Source organism: Kitasatospora sp. NPDC041988, assembly GCF_055588525.1.
This window is the reverse complement of the sequence record NZ_JBVJCO010000043.1, coordinates 9834-31889: the sequence shown is the minus strand read 5'-3', so window position 1 is coordinate 31889 and position 22056 is coordinate 9834. Positions and strand designations below refer to the sequence as shown.

Sequence of the window (22056 nt, the reverse complement as noted above, 5' to 3'; positions counted from 1 at the left end):
GGGAAGCCCGTCCCTTCTCTCCGCTCCCCTACTGGGTTCTTTGTTTTTTTCTCCTCTGGTTTCTCTCCCGGTTTTGCGGGGGGGGTTTCGCCCCCCCCCCCCCACCCCGTCAGAACGCGGGCCACCCGTCACCCCGGCGACCCGCCGTCCCCGGGCGGCCCGCTGCCTACGCCAGGCGGCCGCCGCCGTCCACGTGGAGGACGGTGCCGGTGACGAAGGGGCTGGTCATGGCGAACAGGACGGCGCGGACCAGGTCCTCGGCGGTGCCGACGCGGCGGGCGGGGTTGCGTTCGGCGATCGAGCGGAGGAAGGGCTCCTTGTCGGTGCCCATGCGGTCCCAGGAACCGCTGTCGACGATGCCGGGGGAGACCGCGTTGACGCGGACCGGGGCGATCTCGACGGCGAGGGCCTGGACGAGAAACGCCAGCGCGCCGTTGGTCGTGGCCATCACGGTGCGGGCGGGGGCGGGGCGCCAGGCGGCGACGCCGGAGAAGAAGGTGAAGGACGCGCCGTCGGGGGTGCCGGTGGTGGCCTGGCCGGCGAGGTGCTTGGCGAGCAGCAGCGGGCCGTATACCTTCGCGGCGAACGCCCGCTGGATGTCGGCGAGTTCGAGCTCGGCGAGCGGACCGTTGGCGGGCATCGCGGCGGTGGAGACCAGATGGTCGAAGCGACCGGTGGCGGTCGCCAGGGCGGCGATGGAGGCCTCGTCGGCGAGATCCACCGGGACGACCTCGGCCGGGCCGGCGAGCTCTCCGGCCGTCCACTCCAGCTTGCGCGGGTCGGGGCCGGCCAGGACCAGTTCGGCGCCGGCCGCGGAGGCGGCGTGGGCGAGGGCGCGGCCGGTGTTCGAACCGGCGCCGACGACGACGATGCGGCGGCCTTCGAGCGGGTTGGGGGTGGTCATGCCGGGGCTCCTGTCAGAGGGGTTTCGGTACGTCCCGACCTTCCGCCCGGACCGGCCGATGAGTCCAAGGCTTGTTTTCTCGCCGGCCCATAAACTCCGTGCATGGCTACGCTGCGACAGCTCGAATACCTGGTGACCGTCGTCGACACCGGTTCCTTCACCCGCGCCGCCGAGCAGCTGCACGTCACCCAGCCCGCGCTCTCGCACCAGGTGCGGGCGCTGGAGCGGGCCGTCGGCGGCACCCTGCTGGAGCGGCTGCCGCGCGCCGTCCGGCTGACGCCGATGGGGCGGGCGGTCCTGCCGCACGCCCGGGCGGCGCTCGCCGACGCCGAGCGGCTGCGGACGGCGGCCCGCCTCACCGCGGGGCTGGACGGCGGCGAGCTGGAGCTGGCCACCGTCTACTCGGTCAGCCTCGGCATCCTGCCGCCGGTGCTGCGCGCGTGGCGTCGGCTCCACCCGCGGGTGCGGATCCGGCTGCGGGAGTACGCGCACAACGACGAGCTGCGCGCCGCGCTGGCGGCCGGGCAGGCGGACGTCGCGGTCGGCACCCCGCCGGCGGACTGGGAGGGGCCGATCCGGGAGCTGGGCGTGGAGGAGTTCGTCCTCGCCCTGCCCGCCGACGAAGAAGTGAGGGACCGTCAAGTCATCGACCTGGTCGACTTGTCCGAGCGTGAGTGGGTGCACTACGCGCCTGGCAACGGGCTCGCCGATCTGCTGGACCGGGCCTGCGCGGAGGCCGGTTTCCGGCCGCGGGCCGCGGTGCGGACGGAGCAGACGGCGGCCGCGCCGTTGCTGGCCGCCGCCGGGCTGGGGCCCGCCCTGGTGCCCGCCAACATCGTGCCGCCGGGTTTCGACGGCCTGGTCCGCCGGCCCGAACCGCCGGTGCGGCGCCCGCTCGTCGCGTACACCCGGACCCGGCCGGACCCTCTGACGGCGGCCTTCGTCGAGCTGCTGGCCCGCCAGGCGTGCCTGCTGCCGCCGCATGTCGCCGAGCTGCTGGCGGCTTGAGGGTCGGACGGACCCGGTCACCCCACGCCCCGTCGGCCCCGCGCCCCGCACCTCTCCGGGCCCCCACGGCGCGCATCGCGGCAAGCGGATTCTCGTGATCTCTACAGTGTTGTAGATTCTTGGGCAGGGAGAGCAATCGAGGAGGGCATCGTGGGAGTTTCGCTGGCCAAGGGTGGCAACGTCTCGCTGACCAAGGAGGCGCCGGGTCTGACCGCCGTCATCGTCGGCCTCGGCTGGGACGTGCGCACCACCACCGGGGCCGACTACGACCTGGACGCGAGCGCGCTGCTCTGCAACGCGCTCGGCAAGGTGGTCTCGGACCAGCACTTCGTCTTCTTCAACAACCTGCGCAGCCCCGAGGGTTCGGTCGAGCACAGCGGCGACAACCTGACCGGTGGCGGCGACGGCGACGACGAGCAGATCAAGGTCGACCTGGTCACGGTGCCGGTCGATGTGGCCAAGGTGGTCTTCCCGGTGTCGATCTACGACGCCGACGCCCGCCTGCAGAGCTTCGGGCAGGTCCGCAACGCGTTCATCCGGATCGTCAACCAGGCCAACGGCCAGGAGATCGCCCGGTACGACCTCACCGAGGACGCCTCGACCGAGACCGCGATGGTCTTCGGCGAGCTGTACCGCAACGGCGCGGAGTGGAAGTTCCGTGCCATCGGCCAGGGTTACGCCTCCGGCCTGCGCGGCATCGCCACCGACTACGGTGTCAACGTCTGAGGCGATGCCGGCAGTAGGCCGGTGAACTCCTAGTCCACCCGTGGATTCTGACGGAGGGTCGGCGGCCGCCCGATGGCGTGGCCGCCGAACCCGCCGGTGCCGGCGACCTGCCGCTGCCACCAGGCGACCATCGACGCCTCGTCCATGGCCGACCAGTCGGGCGCCCCGGTCACCTGGGCCTGCCCGAGCCGGCGCCCCACCTCGACGGTCTCCCGCCCGACCACGCCGCGTTCGGCGTCGTACGCGGGCAGCAGTTCGGCCCAGGAGTCGGCCGTGCGCCACGTCTCCTCGAAGGCGCAGGCGTCCTGCAGTGCCTTGACGACGCCGCTGGTGTTGTGCGGGCGGACCACGGTGGCCGCGTCCCCGGTCAGCAGCAGGCGGCCGGCGGTCCGGCGCGGGACGGCCAGGTCGTAGATCGGCTGCAGGAAGGTCCGCTCGCGCGGGGTGAGGGTGACCACCCCGGCCCAGTACGGCGGCAGGTGCCGCTCGGCCAGCTCGGCCAGCTCCTCGAACCGCGCGGTGGTGAGCGTTCCGGCCGGGACGCTGGTCACGCCGTCCGGCCGCAGCCAGGCCGGTGTGGGGGTGTAGAACACCCAGTTGACCTGGGTGGAGCCGGGCTCCAGGCCCGGGATGCGGTAGAGCACCACCTGGCCGCCGGGGTAGCAGACGGTGATCACCTCGCCGTCCGGCCAGAGCGCCGCGCCGCCGGGCAGCCCGTCCAGCAGTCCGGCGTCGAAGCTGCCGCGCCAGCAGACGTACCCGGCGTAGGCGGGTCGGGCCTCCGGGAAGGCGGATACGGGGCAGACCGCCTCGCGGACCACCGAGCGGTAGCCGTCGGCGCCGACCACCAGGTCGTACGTCTCGCGTCCGCCGCCGGCACTCTCCACCCAGGCCTGCCCGCCACGGCCCTTGCCGCCGCCCGGACTGCCGCCCTTGCCGCCGCCGTGGTTGCCGCCCTCGCCGCCGTCCCCGTCGCCCACCGCGGTGACCGCGTCGCCGAGGCGGAAGGTCACGCTGTCCGGGGTGCGCTCGCGCAGTGCCTGCCAGAGCACGCCCCAGTGGTAGGAGTGGAACGGCATCTCCTGCGCCCAGAGCAGCCGCCCGCGTGGGCCGCCCCCGCCGCTACTGCCCGCCCCGCCCCCTTCCCCTTCGCGGGTGAGCCAGTGGCGGTGGCTGAGCCGGTGGTGCCGGATGCCGTCGTCCAGGTGTCCGGCCCGGACCAGTTCGTCGTAGCGGGGGTCGAGGACGCAGAGGCCGACACCCCGGTCCTCCAGCCGGCCCGGGCTCCGTTCGAGGACCACCACCTGTTCCGCCCCGCCCCGCGCGGCGGCCCGCGCGAACGCGCACCCCGCGATGCTGCCGCCGACCACGGCTATCGACCCACCCCGCACTGCCGACCCCCTCCCCAGGGGGCCCGCTGCGAACCCCCGTCGCGCAACGACCATACGCGCGTTCGGCGGTGGGCTGACGGGTGGTCAGCGATTTTCGGCGGAGGCGACGGGAATTCCGGTTATGCAACTTGTTGCATAGAGTCCGACGCATCGCCTACCGTGTGGTAACAAAGAGCCGCCCCGCCGCCAGGAGACGTCGATGAGCACCACCGCCCAGCCGCCCTACCCCCACCTGCTGAGCCCGCTCGACCTCGGCTTCACCACCCTCCCCAACCGCGTGCTCATGGGCTCGATGCACGTCGGCCTGGAGGAGGCGCCAGGCGGCTTCGACCGGATGGCCGCCTTCTACGCCGAGCGTGCCCGCGGCGGCGTCGGCCTGATCGTCACCGGCGGCATCGCCCCCAACGAGGCCGGCCGGCCCTGGGGCGGCGGCGCCATGCTCACCACCGAGGCGGAGGCCGACCGGCACCGCACCGTCACCGACGCCGTGCATGCCGCCGGCGGCCGGATCGCGATGCAGATCCTGCACTTCGGCCGCTACGCCTACCACCCTGACCTGGTCGCCCCCAGTGCCGTCCAGGCCCCGATCAGCCCGTACGTGCCGAACGCGCTCGACCCCGGGCAGGTCGAGCAGACCATCGAGGACTTCGTCCGCTGCGCGGCCCTCGCCCAGCGCGCCGGGTACGACGGCGTCGAGATCATGGGCTCCGAGGGCTACCTGATCAACGAGTTCATCGCCGCCGCCACCAACCACCGCGAGGACGAGTGGGGCGGCTCCTACGAGAACCGGATGCGCTTCCCGGTCGAGATCGTCCGCCGCGTCCGCGAGCGGGTCGGCCCCGACTTCATCCTGATCTACCGCCTCTCCATGCTCGACCTCGTCCCCGGCGGCTCCACCCTCGCCGAGGTCGTCCAGCTCGCCCAGGCCGTCGAGGCGGCCGGCGCCACCATCATCAACACCGGCATCGGCTGGCACGAGGCCCGCATCCCGACCATCGCCACCTCCGTCCCGCGCGGCGCCTACGCATGGGTGACCAAGAAGGTGATGGGCTCGGTCACCGTGCCGCTCGTCGCCGTCAACCGCATCAACACCCCTGAGATCGCCGAGGAGCTGCTCGCCGACGGCTGCGCCGACCTGGTCTCGCTGGCCCGGCCGCTGCTCGCCGACGCCGACTTCGTCGCCAAGGCCCAGGACGGCCGCGCCGCCTCCATCAACACCTGCATCGGCTGCAACCAGGCCTGCCTGGACCACACCTTCAGCGGGCAGATCACCTCCTGCCTGGTCAACCCGCGGGCCTGCCACGAGACCGAACTCGTCCTCGCGCCCACCAAGGTGCGCAAGCGGATCGGCGTCGTCGGTGCCGGACCGGCCGGCCTCGCGTTCGCCGTCTCCGCCGCCGAACGCGGCCACGCCGTCACCCTGTTCGACGCCGCCGACACCGTCGGCGGGCAGCTGAACATCGCCCGGCGGATCCCCGGCAAGGAGGAGTTCGACGAGACCGTGCGCTACTACCGCACCCGGCTGGCCGAGTTGGCCGTCGAGCTGCGCCTCGGTGCCCTGGTCGACGCCGGACAGCTGGCCGCCGAGGGCTTCGACGAGATCGTCCTCGCCACCGGCGTCACCCCGCGAACCCCGGCCGACCTGCCGGGAGTCGACCACCCGAGCGTGGTCGGCTACCTGGACGTGCTGCGCGACGGCGCCCCCGTCGGCGAGCGTGTCGCCATCCTCGGCGCCGGCGGCATCGGCTTCGACGTCGCCGAGTACCTCACCGACCAGGGCGACGCCGCCAGCCTCAACCCGCCCGTCTTCCAGCGCAAGTGGGGCATCGACCCCGAGTACCGCGAGCGCGGCGGCCTCACCCGCCCCGAGCGGCCCAAGCCCCCGCGCAGCGTCCACCTGCTCCAGCGCAAGACCACCAAGGTCGGCGCCGGCCTCGGCAAGACCACCGGCTGGATCCACCGCACCGAACTCAAGCACCGCGGCGTCACCATGGTCGCCGGCGCGAGCTACGAACTGATCGACGACGCCGGCCTGCACTTCGCCGTGGACGGCGAACGGCAGTTGCTGCCCGTCGACACCGTCGTCCTGTGCACCGGCCAGGAGCCGCGCCGCGACCTCGACGCGGCCCTGCGCGAACTCGGCCTCACCCCGCACCTGATCGGCGGCGCCGACGTGGCCGCCGAACTCGACGCCAAGCGCGCCATCAAGCAGGGCACCGAGCTGGCCGCCGCGATCTGAGCCCGCCGGTGGGGCGGACCTCTAGGATCGACCCCATGTCGCTGCCGCACGCCATCCTCACCGCCCTGCTGGAGAAGCCGTCCTCGGGGCTGGAGCTGACCCGGCGGTTCGACAGGTCGATCGGGTTCTTCTGGTCCGCCACCCACCAGCAGATCTACCGCGAACTCGGCCGGCTGGAGACCTCCGGCCTGATCCGGGCCCTCCCGCAGGCCGGCCCGGTGCGCGGCCAGAAGAAGGAGTACGAAGTCCTGCCCGCCGGCCGCGCCGAACTCGAACGGTGGACGGCCGGCGGGGACGACCCCAAGACCGTGCGCGAACCCCTGCTGCTGCGCCTGCGCGCGGCGGCGGTGGTCGGCACGGCCGGGCTGGACGCCGAACTGGCCCGGCATCTCGCCCTTCACCGTGCGCAGTTGGCGGACTACGAGGAGATCGAGCGGCGGGACTTCCCGGCCGAGAAGGCGGCCGGGGAGAACCGGCTCCAGCACGCCGTGCTGCGGGCCGGGATCGGGCTGGAGGCGTTCTGGGTGGAGTGGCTGACGGAGACACTCGCCGCGCTGCCCGGCCCGTCCGCGCTGCCCGGCCCTCCCGCGTTGCCCGACCCTCGCGCGCTGCCCGCTGACCCGTCCTGACCTGCGGTTCTGTCGCCCGGGCGGGCGGCGGGGCGGCCCCGGTGCGACACTGGTGCCTGTCCCTGCCCGACTCCTGATCGGGGGCCCGCATGTCCCATTCGCGGCCTCTCCTCGCTCTCGCCGCCGTGGCCGTGGCCATCGCCGTCACCCTCGGCACGGCCGGCAGCGCCACCGGCGCCGCCCCGCCGGGAACCCTCACCGTCCAGGCGGCCCCGGCCGAGCAGTTGCCCACGGCGGAACAGCTGAAGGCGGCCCTGCTCACCGCCGCCGAGCTCGGCCCCGCCTTCACCGAAGCCCCGGCCGGCGCCGGCCCCTCGCCGAGCGGCGGCGCCTCCCCGGTCGCCGGCTGCGACGCACTGCGCGCCCTGCTGAACCGGAACGAGGCCCAGGCCTCACCGCAACTCCCGCATCAGGAAGTCGAGTTCGATGGTCCTGATGGCAGCCCGATGGTGACCGAGTCGCTCACCGCCGAGGACTCCGCCCAGCTCACCACCGACTTCGCCACCGTCACCGACGCGTTCGCCTCCTGCCACAGCCTCACCTTCATCGACGGCGGCGGCGGGACCGTGACCTTCACCGTCACCCCCATAGCCCTCGGCGACCGCCAGGATGCCCCCGCCGTCCGCCTCGACGGCACCCTGGCCGGAGTCCAGCTCAACGGCTACATCGGCGTCGAACGCTTCGGCCCCGTCGCCATGTCCTACGGCTTCTTCCAGCGCGACGACGGCTCCTCCCAGCTCGCCTCCCTCTACTACCGCGCGGCCGTCGACAAGGCCGAGCACGTTCTCGGTACCACGGCCGGCAGCACCACGGCCCCGGCGGCCCCGGTCTGACCGGCGGCGAAGGCCTGCCCTCCCCCTTGGTCGTAGGGAGGGCAGGACTCATGGGCGGCCGGCGCGCCCCGTGGGCCGCGCCGTGCGGGGACGGCCCGATGACCTGGGGCCACGCCCTGCAGCGGCGCGGCGGAGCTTATGACAACACCATTGACGTGCGAAGGAGGGCGGCGCTTTCATGGGCCCCACGGTCCCGACGCCCCCAGGAGCAGCACCCATGTCCAAGGCCGACCTGGTCTTCACCAATGGTCCCGTCCACACCGGCGACCCGGCCCGCACCCGGGCGAGCGGTCTCGCCGTCACCGGCGAGCGGATCACCGCCGTCGGCCACGACGAGGTCCGCGAGCTGATCGGCCCGAAGACCGAGGTGGTGGACCTCCGCGGGAAGCTGCTGATCCCCGGCTTCCAGGACGCGCACATCCACGCGGTCTACGGCGGCGTCGAGCTGGCCGAGTGCGACCTGACCGGCACCACCGAGGCAGGCGAGTACCTGCGCCGGGTAGGGGAGTTCGCCGTAGCCCACCCCGAGCGGACGTGGATCACGGGCAGCGGTTGGTCGATGGAGAGCTTCGACGGCGGGCTGCCCACCCGGCAACTGCTCGACTCGGTCGTCCCGGACCGTCCGGTCTTCCTGCTCAACCGCGATCACCACGGCGCCTGGGCCAACACCTGCGCCCTGGAGCTCGCCGGGCTGACCGCCGAAACCCCCGACCCGGCGGACGGCCGGATCGAGCGGGAGTCGGACGGCACCCCGAGCGGGGCGCTCCAGGAGGGGGCGACGGCGCTGGTCTCCCGGCACGTGCCGCCGAGCACCGCCGCCGACCGGCTGGCCGGCCTGCTCCGGGCGCAGCAGCTCCTGCACTCGCTGGGCATCACCGGCTGGCAGGACGCCATCCTCGGCGTCTTCAACGGCCAGCCGGACCCGTCCGACGCCTACCTCGCCGCCGCCCGGGCCGGCACCCTCACCGCCCGGGTCAACGGCGCGCTCTGGTGGGACCGCTCCCGCGGCGCCGAGCAGATTCCCGAACTCGTCGCCCAACGCGAGAAGTTGAACGCCGGCCGGTTCCGGGCCGGCTCGGTGAAGATCATGCAGGACGGGATCGCCGAGAACTTCACGGCCGCCCTCACCGCCCCCTACCTGGACGGCTGCGGCTGCGCCACCGCCAACACCGGCCTCAGCTTCGTCGACCCGGCCGCGCTGCGCGACCACGTCACCGCACTGGACGCGCTCGACTTCCAGGTGCACTTCCACGCCCTCGGCGACCGCGCGGTGCGTGAGGCGCTCGACGCCGTCGAGGCCGCACGCGCCGCCAACGGCCGGCGCGGCACCCGGCACCACCTCGCCCACCTCCAGGTGGTCCACCCCAGCGACATCGGGCGCTTCGCCCGGCTCGGCGCGATCGCCAACATCCAGCCGCTCTGGGCCGCCCACGAGCCGCAGATGGACGAGCTGACCATCCCGTTCCTCGGCCCTGAACGAGCCTCCTGGCAGTACCCGTTCGGCGACCTGATGCGGGCCGGTGCCACCCTGGCGGCCGGCAGCGACTGGCCGGTCAGCAGCCCCGACCCGCTCGCCGGCCTCCATGTCGCCGTCAACCGGATGGAGCCCGAGGCGACGGACGGGCGGGTTTTCCTGCCCGAGCAGCGCCTCGACCTCGCCACCGCCCTCGCCGCCTACACCGCCGGCTCGGCCCACGTGAACGGCCTGGACGACGCGGGCAGCCTGCGCACCGGCCACCTCGCGGACCTGGTGGTCCTGGACCGCGACCTCTTCGCCGCCCCGGCCGCGGAGATCGCCGAGGCGCGCGTCGAACGCACCTACGTGGGCGGCGAGTTGGTCCACGCGGCAGCCTGAGCCGGCCGCCTTGCTTGAGAAGGAGGGCGAGTCTGCGTTCCGTACCGCCTTCAGGCGGCAGGGCGGGCCGCGCGCCGGCGGTAGTAGTGGACGGTGAGGATGCCGAGCAGCGGGCCCCAGGCGGCCAGCGGGAGGTAGGCGGCCCAGAAGGTGACGGTCTGCCAGCCGTGGGTGATCAGCCCGGCGTCGGTGGAGCCGTCGATCTTGCGGCCGGAGGCCATCATGGCCAGCGCGTAAGGGAAGATCATCAGTGCTGCCGCGCCGAGTCCGGCTGGGACCACGGCGGCGAGGGTCGGCACCCGCCGGCCGCCGAGGCGGGGGATCCAGCGCGGCCACACCTCGCCCCACCGGCTGACCAGGCCGACCGCGAGGAACGCCACGGCCTCGCTGAACAGGCTCATCCCGATGACGTACCACCACTCGCCGCCGAAGAGCTCGGGAGCGGCGGGGGCGCCGGGGCCGGGCTCCATCAGCGGCACGCGCAGGTCGACCCCCGCGATCCGCCAGAGGCAGGAGGGCAGCACGAGCAGGCTGACGAGGTAGGCCGTCCGCACCGCCCAGCGGGGTGCGTCCTCCGCCGGCCGGCCGTGCAGCCTCTGCAGGATGGTGCGCGCGGTCATGGGTGACCTCCTCGTCCGAAGCCCCGGGGCCGAAGCCCCGAAATGGGGTGGCTGCTTCGAAGATCGCAGCTGTCCCGGCCCCCGCTCATCCACCGTGGGGAGGGCCGCATCACCCGCGCGAGGGAGTCGGCCCGGCCGCCCCCTTCTCCGGGGAAGCCCCGCAGCGCGGCGCGTGCGCTGGGGGAGCCGGTCGGCGTCGGCCATCCGGCGGACGGCCGGGCCCCGATCGGGTGGCCTCCCCCCGTGCCACGGATCCCACTGGTACCACAGAGCCGATAGCCAGGGGGGTACGCAGAGACGAGGTAGCGCAGCGCCATGTCCCACCACCTCAGTGGTCCGAACCTCCGCTCGCCCCGGGGCGACGCCCGGCTCGACCTCACCGACGTGTTCGCCTTCCCGGCCGCCGGCGCGTCCGGCCGGACCGTCCTCATCATGAACGTGAACCCGTACGCGCCCACCCAGGCCGCGGAGTTCCACCCGGACGCGGTCTACCGGATCAACATCGACAGCGACGGCGACAACCAGGCGGACGTCGCCTACTCCTTCACCTTCTCCGGCTCCGACACCGGTGGCCAGACCGTCACCGTGCACCGCGCCACCGGGGAGGCGGCCCGCAAGCACGAGGCGGGCGGCGACGTGCTGTTCGCCGGAGTCCCGGTGGCTTTCGGCTACACGCCGGACGTCGTGGAGGCGGGCGGCTGCAAGCTGTCCGTCGGGCTGCGCAGTGACCCCTTCTTCGCCGATCTCGAAGGGATCGTCAACGACTTCACCTGGACCGGCAAGGACGCGATGGCCGACGCCAACGTGTTCGGCATCGCCCTCGAAGTGCCCGATGCGGAGCTGGGCCCGGAGCCGGAGATCGGCGTCTGGGCGCGGGTCAGCCTGCACGAGAACGGCCGGCTGGTCTCGGTCGACCGGGGCGCCCACCCGTCCCTGACCGCCTACTTCAACGCCGAGGAGGTCAAGGACGCGTACAACACGGGTGAGCCGGCCGACGACTGGGAGAAGTACCGCGAGCCGTGGACGGCCGTTCTCCAGCACACCGGGGACTACACCACGGAGGCGGCCACCGAGACGCTGAAGCTCGTCCTGCCCGACGTCCTCCGCTACGACCGTTCCCGCCCGGCCGCCTACCCCAACGGCCGCACGCTGGTGGACGACGTGACGTCCGCCCGGCTGGCGATGGTCTCCGGGGGCAAGATCACCAGCGACCACATCCCGCCGCACACGGACCTGCTCCCCGCCTTCCCCCACCTCGGCCACCCGCACCCGGCCGAATGACGCGGCGGCCGGGCCGCCCGCCCACCGTGGGCAGCCCGGCCGGGGGAGCGCCGCGGCGTCGCGTGTGTGGGCAGTCCATAGCGGACCGAGATCGAGCCTGAGGTTCGGCAGTGGTTGGAACTTCTCTCGGACACGCAGTACGACAAGGCAGAGCGGGCAGCCGATATGCTCGCGGCCCAGCCGACGACTCTGGCGGAGCCGTACTCTCGCCACCTGGGCGGCAAAGTACGCGAGCTACGTTTCACCATGGACGGCAGCGCCGTGCGGATCACCTACTGGCTCGCGCCGGACAGGCGCATTGTGTTGCTGACAGTGTTCCGCAAGACCAGACAGCGCGAGGCTGCCGAGGTCGAGCGTGCCCAGCAGGCGCAGAAGGCATGCGAGGCGGACCACGGTCCCGCCGAACACGACTACGACCGGATCAAGGAGGAGAGCCCGTGAACCACTCCCGGTGGAAGACCCGCCGTACCAGGAAGCTCCTGGGAGAGCCGGTCGCGGAGTCCCCTGCCTACGTGGAAGCCGGGTATGCGTTCGCGCTGGGCCAGGCCGTCTACGACCGGCGAACGGCGCTCGGCCTGTCGCAGGCCGAGCTGGCCAGGCGTGCGGGAATGACGCAGCCGCAGATCTCCAACATCGAAGGTGGCGACTCCCTTCCGACCCTGCCGCTGCTGACACGGTTGGCCAAGGCCCTGGATGCGGCGCTGACCATCGACCTTGACGGTGACGCCTCCGCGTTCGTCTTCTCCGCGCACGGCGACGGCTCCACGGACGAGAGGCCGAAGGGTGGGCGTTCCGCCGCGTGAAGCGGGTGTGCGTCAGTCGCCGTGGTGCAGGTCGGTGAGGTCGGCGTACTCCTGGATCAGGGCGCGGGCCTGGTCGGGGGCGAGCGGGTGGGCGAAGAGGTAGCCCTGGCCGAGGGGGCAGCCCATGGCGGCGAGGAGGTCGCGCTGCTCGGTGTTCTCGATGCCCTCGGCGATGACCTGGACGCCGAGGGTGTCGGCGATCCGGGTGATGCCCTCGACCAGGGCGTACTGCTGCTGGGAGAGGCCGAGACCGTCGATGAAGGACTTGTCGATCTTCAGGATGGAGATCGGGAACTCGCGCAGGTAGGACAGGGACGAGTAACCGGTGCCGAAGTCGTCGATCGCGATGCCGACGCCCAGCTCGCTCAGCGTGCGCATGTCGGTGTGCACCCGCTCGTCGCGCCGCATCAGGACGGACTCGGTCAGCTCCAGCACCAGTGCGCCGGGATCGATCCCGGAGCTGCGCACCGCGCTGCGGACCACGTCGACGAAGCCCGCGTCGCGGAACTGTCGGGCGGACACGTTCACGTTGACCCGCAGCGGTGGGCGGCCGGCGGCCTTGCGGTGCTCGGCGCTGAGCCGGTGCCAGCCGGCCGCCTCCTGGGCGGCGCGCTCCAGGACCCAGGCGCCGAGCGGAACGATCTGGCCGCTCTCCTCGGCGAGCGCGATGAACTCGTCGGGCAGCACCATGCCGCGCCGGTCGTGCGGCCAGCGGACCAGTGCTTCGAAGGCGACTAGGTCGCCGGTCTGCAGGTCGACGATCGGCTGGTAGTACAGCTTGAACGCGGACTCGGCGATCGCGGAGTCCAGGTTCTCGTTCAGCTCGTGCCGCTCCACCAGCCCGGCCTGGAACGCGGGCTGGTAGTGGCACCACTGCCGCTTGCCGGCCGACTTCGCCGAGTACAGGGCCAGGTCGGCGTGGCTGAGCAGTTCGGTCGCGTCCACGCTGTCCTCCGTGGTGGCGACGCCGATGCTCGCGGTCACCCGGACCGCGCCCGCGCTCAGCTTGAACGGCTCCGTGAAGGCGGCCAGCACCGCGTCCGCCGTGGCGCCGACGTCGGCCGGGCGCATCGCGTCCTCCACCAGCACCGCGAACTCGTCACCGCCGAGCCGGGCCGCCGTGTCGGAGGTGCGCAGCGCGGTGGAGACCCGGAGCGAGACGGAGACCAGCAGCTCGTCGCCGACCGCGTGGCCCTGGGTGTCGTTGACCACCTTGAAGTCGTCCAGGTCGATGAAGAGCACTCCGGTGATCGCGCCGCTGCGCTCGCCGCGGGAGAGGGCGTGGCCCACGCGGTCCTGGAACAGGACGCGGTTGGCGAGGCCGGTCAGCGAGTCGTGGAAGGCGCGGTGGGTGAGCTCGCGCTCCATCTGGCGCTGCTCGGTGACGTCGCGCAGGGTGAGCACCAGGCCGCCCACGGTCGGATCGCCGCGCAGGTCGTTGCAGCGGACCTCGGCCTCGATCGGGGTGCGGTCGTGGCGCAGCACCCGCCAGTGCTCGCGCTGCGGCTCGCGGCCGTCGCCCGGGCGGGCGCCGCTGCCGTCCAGGCCGCGCATCCGGGCCAGCGCGCTGCCGACGGCGCGGCTGTCCTCGGGCGGGACGAGGTCGGTGATCAGCGTGCCGTCCAGGCTGGGGTAGCCGAGGACGCGCTCGGCGGAGGAGGAGGCGTAGCGGACGCCGTCGTCGGCGTTGAGGATCAGGATGACGTCGCTGGCGCTCTGCACCAGGGTGCGGAAGTACGCCTCGCTGTTGCGGCGGTTGATCTCCTGGCTCAGCAGGACGCGCTCGACGGCCAGTGCGGCCTGGGCGGCGAGGATCTCCAGCGAGCTCCAGAGGCTGGCCAGCTCCTGTTCGGTGCCGGTGACGATGAGCGCGCCGATCAGCGGGTCGCCGGAGGGGCGCTCGGCCAGGGTGAGCGGGCAGAGCAGGGCGGACGGCATGCCGTCGAGGCGGGCGGCGAGGTCACTGCCGATGTCCTCGACGGGCAGTAACCGGGTCTCCCGGACGGCGGCGAGGGCGAGTACCTCGTCCGAGTCGGAACCGTTGCCGAGGGCGTGCAGGGTCAGGCCGCGTTCGGCGTGCCGGACGTGCAGCACGCCGGCTTCGGTGACGGCGAGCAGCGCGACGTGGCCGGGCTCGGCGGGCATCAGGGTGGAGGCGGAGTTCTGGACGGCGTCGGCGACCTCCTCGACGGTGACGGCCGAGGTCAGCGAGGCGCCGGCCTCGCGTAGCGCCCGTTCCCGGGAAAGGGCCTGCCGCCGGGCGCCGACCACGATGGCGAGGCGGGCCAGGACGAGCAGGAAGAGCAGGGCGGAGAAGGCGCCGATCACCCCGGCGTTGTTGGTGTTGCCGTTGATCGACTCGACGATCAGGATGGTCGGCGCGATCAGCGAGGCCGCGGTGAGCAGGGCCAGCCGGCCGCGGCCGAGGTCGACCTGCTGCGAGGGCACGGGTCTGGTCAGTTCGACCATCGAGGGGTGGAGCGCGGCCGCGCCCCAGGCGGTGTAGAAGGCGGCCCAGCCGAGGTCGACCGGGGTGCCGATGTGCCAGTCGCCGTGCAACTGGATCAGCCCGTACAGGATGTCCGAGATCAGCAGGCCGACCGTGCCGACGGTGAGCAACTGGAGGGCCCGGCTGCTGCCGCCGCGTGGGACCAGCAGGCGCAGCAGCAGGAAGAGCACGATCACGTCGCCCAGCGGGTAGGCCATCGAGACGGCCTTCTGGAACCAGCTGAGGTCGGGGTTCCGGGCGTACGGGAGGAGCAGGTAGATCCAGGCGAGCAGGGCGAGGCCCATGGTGAGGATGAGCGCGTCCAGCAGGCTGGCCCGGTCCTGATGGGCCGTCCGCCAGCGGATGAAGCCCAACACACCGGCCGCGTACAGCAGGTACTCGGCGAGGTAGAAGCCGTCGGCGACGGAGGGGAAGGGGCTCCCCAGGTGCAGGAACTCCAACTGGATGACCTGGACCACCTCGCCGGCGGTGAAGCTGAGGTTGGCGAGTGCCAGAAGGTACCAGAAGAGCGGGTGGGAGGGGCGGTTGAGGCGGACGCCGACCACGATGGCGGCGACGCCACCGAGGCCGATGCCCGTCCACCAGATGATCCGCTGCGCGGGGTTGATGTAGTAGATGCAGGTGAACAGCACCATCCACACCAGGTAACAGACCATCAGGCGATGTCGCCGGCGTGTCAACGAGGCTACCTCCTCCACGACATCACTCCGCCGGTCGGGCGGGGGAGTTCGGGCGAGGAACGGGTTTTTCGGGGATGCCTTTCGGGCAGGGGCTGCATCCGTCCGGTGGATTGCGACCGGACGTTCGAAATGAGCCATGAGTGCGTATAGTCGGAAATGTCGCACCTCCCAGCATTCTGCCGCCACAGCACGAGGTCAAGCCGGTGGACGATGCAGCAGGCAGCGCACAGGGCGCGCGGACGGAAGTGAACTCCGGACGTCACGCCGTGTTGCGAAACGAAGACGGTCAGTATGCGATCTGGCCCGGCGATTTCACCGTTCCGAGCGGTTGGCGGACGGTGTTCGGCCCGGACGACCGGGTGGCCTGCCGTGCTCACGTGGAACGCGAGTGGCGGTGGGAGGGGCTCGGGCTCGGGCCCTTACCGGACGGGCACGCCGGAGCGGGCCGCCCGCCGGCTCGTGCCGGGTTCGCCGACACCGTCCACGGGCTGTTCAGGGCCCGCGCCGCACACGACCCGGACGCCGTCGCCGTGCTCGCCGAGGACGGCGAACTGAGCTACCGCGAACTGGACCGGCGCAGCGACCGGCTGGCCGCCGCGCTGCGCACCCGGGGCGTCGGGCCGGAGCGGGTGGTACCCGTCTGCCTGGAGCGCGGGACGGGCCTGGTGACGGCCTGGCTCGGCGTGCTCAAAGCCGGCGGTGCGTTCCTCCCGCTGGACCCGGCGCACCCTGAGCGGCGACTCGCGCAGCTCGTCGAGGACTGCCGGGCCGAGGTGGTGGTGGCGAGGTACGGGCGGCGGTTCCCGGGGGTCACGGTGCTGGGTGTGGACGCGGGAGCGCCGGACTCCGTGGTACCCGACCCCGGCGCGCCGGACTCCGTGGTACCCGACGCGGCCGCAGCCGACGCGGCCACACCCGACACCGGCGCGCCGGACGACCTCGCGTACCTGATCTACACCTCGGGCACCACCGGCACCCCGAAGGGCGTACCCGTCACCCACCGCTCCCTGGTCTTCACCCTGGACCGGGTCGTCCGCGCCTACGGGCTCACCCCGGGTGACCGGGTGCTGCAACTGGCCGCGCTCGGCTTCGACACCGCGCTGGAGCAGGTGCTCGCCACCCTGGTCAGCGGCGCCACCCTCGTCCTCGGCGGGGCACGGACCTGGGCGCCCACCGAACTGGTGCACCGGATGAGCGACCTGGCACTCACCGTCACCGACCTCACGCCCGCCTACTGGCACCATGTGCTCGCCCTGCTCCCCGAAGGCGGTCCGGCCCCCGCGGGTCTGCGGCTGATGGTCGTCGGCGGGGACACCGTGCACGCCGACGACTGCCGCACCTGTCTGGCCCGGCTGCCCGGCGTCCGGCTGGTCAACGCCTACGGGGTGACCGAGGCCGCCGTCACGTCCACGCTCTGCGACGTGACGCCCGAGGTGCTGGCCGGCGGCGGGGTGCACGGGTGCGCCGTGCACGGGGCCGCGGCCCACAGCGGGGCCCCGGACGGCGAGGCGGCGGACGGCGGTGTGACGGGGGCGGCGCCGGTGCCGATCGGGCGGCCGCTGCCCGGTGTGCGGGTGCACCTGCTGGACGCGCGGCTCTCCCCGGTGCGGCCGGGGGAGAAGGGCGAGATCTACCTCGGCGGCCCCGGCCTCGCCCGTGGCTACTGGCGCCGGCCCGGGCTCACCGCCGAGACGTTCCTGCCCGACCCGTACGCGCCCGTCCCCGGCGAACGCATGTACCGCACCGGCGACGCCGGCCGCTGGCGCGCCGACGGCAACCTGGAGATCCTCGGCCGCTTCGACGACCAGGTGAAGGTCCGCGGCTACCGCGTCGACCCCGCCGAGGTCGAATCGGTGCTCGCCGCCCACCCCGACATCCGGCAGGCCCGCGTCGCCGCCGACGGCAGCGACGACGGGACGCGCGTCCTGACCGCCTACTACACGCTCACCGACCGGGCCGGCTCCGGCGCCCACGCCCGGCGCGCCCAGATCCGCGCCTACCTGGCCGACCGGTTGCCGGACTTCATGGTCCCGGCCGAGTTCGTGCTGCTCGACCGCATGCCGCTCACCGCCCACGGCAAGATCGACCGCCGCCGGTTGCCGCACACCGCGCCGCAGCTGCAACGCCGGGACGGCAGGGCCCGGACCGACGAGGAGGCCCGGAGCGACGAGGAGACCGGGAGTGGCGAGGAGACCCGGACCGAAGCGGGCGCGGACGAGCTCGCCCGTGCCGACGGCGTCGCGCGCGCGGACGGGACCCCGCGCCCCGACGGCAACGGGAACGCGACCGAGGCCGGCATCGCCCACCTCTGGTCCGAACTGCTCGGCGTCGACACCGTCGGGCCCGCCGACGACTTCTTCGAACTCGGCGGCAACTCCCTGCTCGTCATGGAGATGATCGCCCGGGCCAGGATCATGTTCGGCATCGACGTCACCCGGATCCGCTTCCTCACCCGCTCACTGCTCCGCGACTCCACCCTGCGCGCCTTCGCCGCCGCCATCAGGACCGCGCGCTCGGCCCAGGGCGGCCTCGGCGAGGCCGCCGTCGACTGGGCCGCCGAAGCCGAACTCGGCACCCCCGTCCGACAGTCCTGGCGCCCGGCGCCCTCCCGCGCCGAACCCGCCGAGATCCTGCTCACCGGCGTCACCGGCTTCTGCGGTGCCCACCTGCTGCACACCCTGCTCGGGACCACCGGTGCCCGAATCCACTGCCTGGTCCGCGCCCCCGACGAGGAGCACGCGCTCGAACGCATCCGCGCCGCGCAACAGCGGTTCCTCCGGCAGGACCTCTCCGACTCCCGGGTCGTGCCGCTGGTCGGCGACCTCGGCGAACCGCTGCTCGGCCTGACCCAGCACCGGTTCGAGGCGCTGGCCGGCAGCCTGGACGCCATTCACCACCTCGGCGGACAGGTCAACTTCATCTACCCCTACCACCAGTTGCGCGCCGCCAACGTCGGCGGCACCCGCGAGATCGTCCGGCTGGCCGGGCACTCCCGCGGCATCCCGGTGCACTACCTCTCCACGCTCGCCGTCCTGGCCGGCTTCGGCCCGGCCGGAGTCAAGGAGGTGACCGAACGGATGCCGCTCGCGTACCCGGAGCGGCTCGCGGTCGGCTACGTGGAGAGCAAGTGGGTCGCCGAACAGCTGCTGCACAACGCGGCCGCGGCCGGCCTGCCGGTCACCGTGCTGCGCACCAACGACGTCACCGGCGACCTCACCACCGGGGTCATGAACACCGGCACCGAGATCTGCGCGCTGATCAAGTACATGGCGGACAGCGGGAGTTGCCCGGACGTCCGGCTGCTGCTCGACTTCGTCCCGGCCGACCGCTTCAGCCAGGCCGTCGCCCGGATCGCCGCCCACGCCCCCGCCAACGGCGAGGTCTACCACATCACCTCACCCCGCCCCGCCGTCCTCGCCGACCTCGCCGCCCGCCTGCGCGCCCGCGGCTACCCGGTGGACGAAGTCCCCTACGACGACTGGGTCCAGGACCTCGTCCGCTTCGCCGCCGGCCACCCCACCCACCCGATGACCCCGTTCGTCCCGCTCTTCGTCGACCGCAGTCCGGGGACGGAACTCTCCATCAGCGAGATGTACTTCCGTCCGACGTTCCCGCTCTTCGACCGTGCCAACACCGAACAGGCGCTGGTGGGCAGCGGGATCGACCTGCCGGCGGTGGACGACGGGCTGTTGGACCACTACCTGGAGCAGTTGGCGGCGGAGGGCTTCCTGACGCCGCCGCTGGGGGTGGTGCGGTGACTGCCATGGCCGGGGTGTTCGACGGGCTGGACGTGGCGCGGGCGCCGGGGGACGGGCCGGTGGCGTTCGGGGGCGGGCTCGGGGCGGAGGTGCTGCTGGCCGCGTACCGGCACGGGCTCTTCCCGATGCCCGCCGCCGACGACTACGCGAGCGCCTTCAACGAGGCCCGGTTCGAGGACGCCGTGGCCGCGGGCACGGTGGCGCTGCTCCCGGGCGCCGCGGCCGGCGACGACGACCCGTACGCGCTCGCCTGGTGGTCCCCCGACCCACGCCCGGTGATCGCCCCGGACGGCGTGCGCCTCGGGAGCCGGCTCGCCCGGCGCCTGCGGAACAGCCTGCCGTGGTGGACCAGCGCCGACCGGGACTTCCCCCACGTCCTCGCCGCCTGTGCGGAGGACCGCCGGCCGTCCTGGCTCACCGAGGAGCTGCGCACCGCACTGCTCCAGCTGCACGAGCGCGGCGCGGCCCACAGTGCCGAGGTCTGGGACGGCGAGGAGCTGATCGGCGGCGTCTTCGGGGTCACCGCGGGCCCCGTCCTCAGCCTCGACTCGATGTTCCACCGCCGCACCGACGCCGCCCGGGTCGCCGTCGCCGACCTCGCCGCCCGCTTCGCCCAGGCCGGCGGCCGCCTCCTCGACGCCCAGTGGGACACGCCCCACGTCCGCACCCTCGGCGCCACCCCCGTCCCCCGCGCCCGCTACCTCGCCGAGCTCGCCGCCCCGGCGGACGGAGTCGGCCCTCTGACCCGGGACCGCCTGCCGGCCTCCCGTCTGGGGTGACGGGGGTTTGCGCGGTCAGCGGTTCGGGAACGGGGGCGGGCATGGTTTCTGTGGTGGTGGCACCGTGGGGCGGTGAGCCCGTCCTCGTGCGAGCCGGTGACGAGCTGCACGACGCGGCGAGCACGATGAAGGTGGCCGTGCTGGCGGCGCTGTACCGCAGCGGGGCGGATCTCGATGCCGAGGTGCCGGTGGTGAACCGGTTCGCCTCGGTGGCCGGCGGGGAGTTCGGCAACGACCTCGACTGGGACAGCGACCCGCAGCCCTGGGCGCTGCTCGGCGGGACGGCCCCGCTGCGCGTCCTCGCCGAGCGGATGATCACGCATTCCTCCAACCTCGCCACCAACCTCTGCCTCGCGCAGGCCGGGCCCGGGGCGGTGGCCGAGGTCTGGCGGCGGGCGGGTGCGACCCGCAGCGCCAGCCCGCGCGGGATCGAGGACCATGCCGCGCGTGAGGCCGGCGTGCACAACCGGGTGAGCGCGCTCGACCTGGTCCGCCTGCTGCAATCCCTCGCGGACGAGCCGGAGTTGCTCGCGCTCCTGGAACGCAACGCGTTCCGGGTGGATCTGGCGGCCGGGCTGCCGCCGGGCACCCGGATCGCGTTCAAGAACGGCTGGTTCCCCGGCGTGCGGCACTGTGTCGGCCTGGTTCACCCGGAGGACTGCCCGCCGTACCTGCTCGCCGTCTGCTACACCGGCCCGCTGGCCTCGGGCGAGGACGAGGCCGACCCTGCGGCCCGCCTGCTGGCGCGGATCTCGGCGGCGGTCTGGGAGCGGCGTCACGAGGTCGCCAGTGCCTCCAGCCCCTCCAGTGCGGCCTCGTTGAGCAGGTTGATCCGGACGAACCCGGGGTGGCCGGGGAGTTCGAAGTAGCGGCCGTCGAGGGCGAGCAGGCGGTCGGCGGGGGCGCTGGGGCGGGCGAACAGGAAGTAGCCGGTCTCGATGGCGGCCTGGGCGTCCAACGCCGTTCCGGCCGAGAGCCGTTGGTGGTTGGCGCGGATGTGGTCGATCAGCCGGTGGTTGCCCTCGACCCGCATCAGGTCGGCGGCGCGGTGGGCGAAGAGGCGGTCGGCCACGGTGACGTCGCCGTGCAGGTTCAGGTGGAGTTCGGCGAGCGGTTCGCGGAGCCGTTCGGGCACCAGCAGGTGGGCGCAGCGGTAGCCGTGGATGGACAGGTACTTGGTGGGGCAGACCATCCGCAGGGTGAGGTCGGCGGGCAGGGTGGCGGAGTCCTCGCGGCGGCTGCCGTCCCAGCGCAGGTACTGGAAGGTGCCGTCCACGAATACCAGTGAGCCGGTGGCGAGTTGCCATTCGGCGACCTGCTTGAGCACGTCGGCGGGGACGCGCCGGCCGGTGTACCAGACCGGGTCGGTGAGCAGCAGGACGGTCCGCTCGTCGGGCAGGCTCAACGCGAACTCGTCCTGGTGGGCGTGGGTTTCGGCGACGGCCACCGGCTGGATGCCGAGCGTCCGGAAGAAGTAGGCGAACTTGTAGTAGACGGGCGGGAGGTAGTGGATCCGGGTGTGCCCGGTCAGCCGGAGCCAGGTGCAGAAGGTGCCGATGAGGCTGCTGGAGCCGCCGGCCGGGACGACCTGGTCGGGGGAGCGGGGCTCGCCGTCGTAACTCTCGTGCAGCCGCGCGATCTTGGCGCGCAGGGCGTCGTCCTCGTCGATCGCCGAGTAGCGGGTGACGTCGCCGAGGCGGTAGGGCGGGGTGTGGGCGAGGTCGCCGAGGTAGTCGGCGACGTAGGGGTGGCCGCCGTTGTAGTCGGAGACGAAGAGGCGTCCGTCCGGTCGCCGGCGGGCCTGTTCCACTGATTCGTGCAGGTCGAGCATGCGGAACAGTGACGACATCCCGTACCCCTCAAGCCGGTCACGCTACTTGTCGGACGGTCGTCAAGTCTGTCCGTGGCCCCGGGGGGGGACAAACCCCCAGCGGGCCCACCGAAGGGGGGGGGGGGCCGCGGGGGAGGGGGACATCCGGGCACGCCGGAGCGGCGGCCCGGGCAGGTTGGTGGGGGGCACGGCGGGAGACACAGTCCCTCT

General features: G+C 73.1%; 17 protein-coding genes and 1 pseudogene. 13 read left to right on the top strand and 5 right to left on the bottom strand.

Annotated elements, in window-relative coordinates:
• Window positions 1-166: 166 nt before the first annotated feature.
• A complete protein-coding gene (locus ACZ6NC_RS32310) occupies window positions 167-904 on the bottom strand; it encodes an SDR family oxidoreductase (RefSeq protein ID WP_465737406.1) in 738 nt (245 codons plus the stop codon).
• Window positions 905-1006: 102 nt separating this feature from the next.
• Between ACZ6NC_RS32310 and ACZ6NC_RS32305 the strand changes: the two genes are divergently transcribed.
• Together ACZ6NC_RS32305 and ACZ6NC_RS32300 are read left to right on the top strand one after the other, a co-directional pair.
• Window positions 1007-1912, top strand: coding sequence for a LysR family transcriptional regulator (locus ACZ6NC_RS32305; RefSeq protein WP_465737405.1), 906 nt, complete (start codon window positions 1007-1009; stop codon window positions 1910-1912).
• Between the two features lie 150 nt (window positions 1913-2062).
• Window positions 2063-2638, top strand: coding sequence for a TerD family protein (locus ACZ6NC_RS32300; protein WP_465737404.1), 576 nt, complete (start codon window positions 2063-2065; stop codon window positions 2636-2638).
• A 29-nt stretch (window positions 2639-2667) separates the two neighbouring features.
• Here the strand turns inward: ACZ6NC_RS32300 and ACZ6NC_RS32295 are convergent, their stop codons facing one another.
• Window positions 2668-4029: an FAD binding domain-containing protein gene (locus ACZ6NC_RS32295; protein ID WP_465737403.1), complete on the bottom strand. Its 1362-nt coding sequence runs from the start codon at window positions 4027-4029 to the stop codon at window positions 2668-2670.
• Window positions 4030-4228: 199 nt separating this feature from the next.
• Here ACZ6NC_RS32295 and ACZ6NC_RS32290 point away from each other — a divergent pair, with 199 nt between their 5' ends.
• From ACZ6NC_RS32290 to ACZ6NC_RS32275, 4 genes are all read left to right on the top strand, one after another.
• Complete coding sequence (locus ACZ6NC_RS32290) at window positions 4229-6268, top strand: oxidoreductase (protein WP_465737402.1); 2040 nt, start codon at window positions 4229-4231, stop codon at window positions 6266-6268.
• Between the two features lie 35 nt (window positions 6269-6303).
• Window positions 6304-6897, top strand: a complete 594-nt coding sequence (locus ACZ6NC_RS32285; protein WP_465737401.1) for a PadR family transcriptional regulator — start codon at window positions 6304-6306, stop codon at window positions 6895-6897.
• An 89-nt stretch (window positions 6898-6986) separates the two neighbouring features.
• A complete protein-coding gene (locus tag ACZ6NC_RS32280) occupies window positions 6987-7730 on the top strand; it encodes a hypothetical protein (protein ID WP_465737400.1) in 744 nt (247 codons plus the stop codon).
• A gap of 217 nt (window positions 7731-7947) precedes the next feature.
• Window positions 7948-9585 (top strand): amidohydrolase, encoded by a 1638-nt coding sequence (locus ACZ6NC_RS32275; protein WP_465737399.1) that lies wholly within the window; start codon window positions 7948-7950, stop codon window positions 9583-9585.
• Between the two features lie 50 nt (window positions 9586-9635).
• Here the strand turns inward: ACZ6NC_RS32275 and ACZ6NC_RS32270 are convergent, their stop codons facing one another.
• Entirely contained in the window at window positions 9636-10205 is a 570-nt protein-coding gene (locus ACZ6NC_RS32270; RefSeq protein ID WP_465737398.1) for a hypothetical protein, read from the bottom strand.
• A gap of 315 nt (window positions 10206-10520) precedes the next feature.
• Between ACZ6NC_RS32270 and ACZ6NC_RS32265 the strand changes: the two genes are divergently transcribed.
• The 3 genes from ACZ6NC_RS32265 to ACZ6NC_RS32255 all read left to right on the top strand — a co-directional run bounded on the left by ACZ6NC_RS32265 (window position 10521) and on the right by ACZ6NC_RS32255 (window position 12289).
• On the top strand, window positions 10521-11486 hold the full coding sequence (locus tag ACZ6NC_RS32265) for a DUF4331 family protein (protein ID WP_465737397.1): 966 nt from the start codon (window positions 10521-10523) through the stop codon (window positions 11484-11486).
• 114 nt (window positions 11487-11600) lie between these two features.
• The gene (locus tag ACZ6NC_RS32260; protein ID WP_465737396.1) at window positions 11601-11927 is read left to right on the top strand and encodes a type II toxin-antitoxin system RelE/ParE family toxin; all 327 of its coding nucleotides are present in this window, start codon (window positions 11601-11603) and stop codon (window positions 11925-11927) included.
• Window positions 11924-12289: a helix-turn-helix domain-containing protein gene (locus tag ACZ6NC_RS32255; RefSeq protein WP_465737395.1), complete on the top strand. Its 366-nt coding sequence runs from the start codon at window positions 11924-11926 to the stop codon at window positions 12287-12289. The genes ACZ6NC_RS32260 and ACZ6NC_RS32255 overlap by 4 nt, the downstream gene beginning before the upstream one ends.
• A gap of 12 nt (window positions 12290-12301) precedes the next feature.
• Here ACZ6NC_RS32255 and ACZ6NC_RS32250 read toward each other — a convergent pair whose 3' ends face one another.
• Window positions 12302-15478: a putative bifunctional diguanylate cyclase/phosphodiesterase gene (locus ACZ6NC_RS32250; protein WP_465737394.1), complete on the bottom strand. Its 3177-nt coding sequence runs from the start codon at window positions 15476-15478 to the stop codon at window positions 12302-12304.
• A gap of 140 nt (window positions 15479-15618) precedes the next feature.
• Between ACZ6NC_RS32250 and ACZ6NC_RS32245 the strand changes: the two are divergent.
• The 4 genes and pseudogenes from ACZ6NC_RS32245 to ACZ6NC_RS32230 form a co-directional block, all read left to right on the top strand.
• Window positions 15619-15849, top strand: a pseudogene (locus tag ACZ6NC_RS32245) (MbtH family NRPS accessory protein); the annotation flags it as partial.
• Window positions 15850-15855: 6 nt separating this feature from the next.
• Complete coding sequence (locus ACZ6NC_RS32240; RefSeq protein WP_465737451.1) at window positions 15856-19236, top strand: non-ribosomal peptide synthetase; 3381 nt, start codon at window positions 15856-15858, stop codon at window positions 19234-19236.
• A gap of 5 nt (window positions 19237-19241) precedes the next feature.
• Window positions 19242-20015, top strand: coding sequence for a leucyl/phenylalanyl-tRNA--protein transferase (locus tag ACZ6NC_RS32235; protein ID WP_465737450.1), 774 nt, complete (start codon window positions 19242-19244; stop codon window positions 20013-20015).
• A gap of 41 nt (window positions 20016-20056) precedes the next feature.
• Entirely contained in the window at window positions 20057-20884 is an 828-nt protein-coding gene (locus ACZ6NC_RS32230; protein WP_465737393.1) for a serine hydrolase, read from the top strand.
• On the opposite strand, the gene ACZ6NC_RS32225 is transcribed toward ACZ6NC_RS32230, so the two are convergent.
• Window positions 20791-21864, bottom strand: a complete 1074-nt coding sequence (locus ACZ6NC_RS32225; RefSeq protein ID WP_465737392.1) for an aminotransferase class I/II-fold pyridoxal phosphate-dependent enzyme — start codon at window positions 21862-21864, stop codon at window positions 20791-20793. The two genes, ACZ6NC_RS32230 and ACZ6NC_RS32225, sit on opposite strands and share 94 nt — an antisense overlap.
• Window positions 21865-22056: the final 192 nt, after the last annotated feature.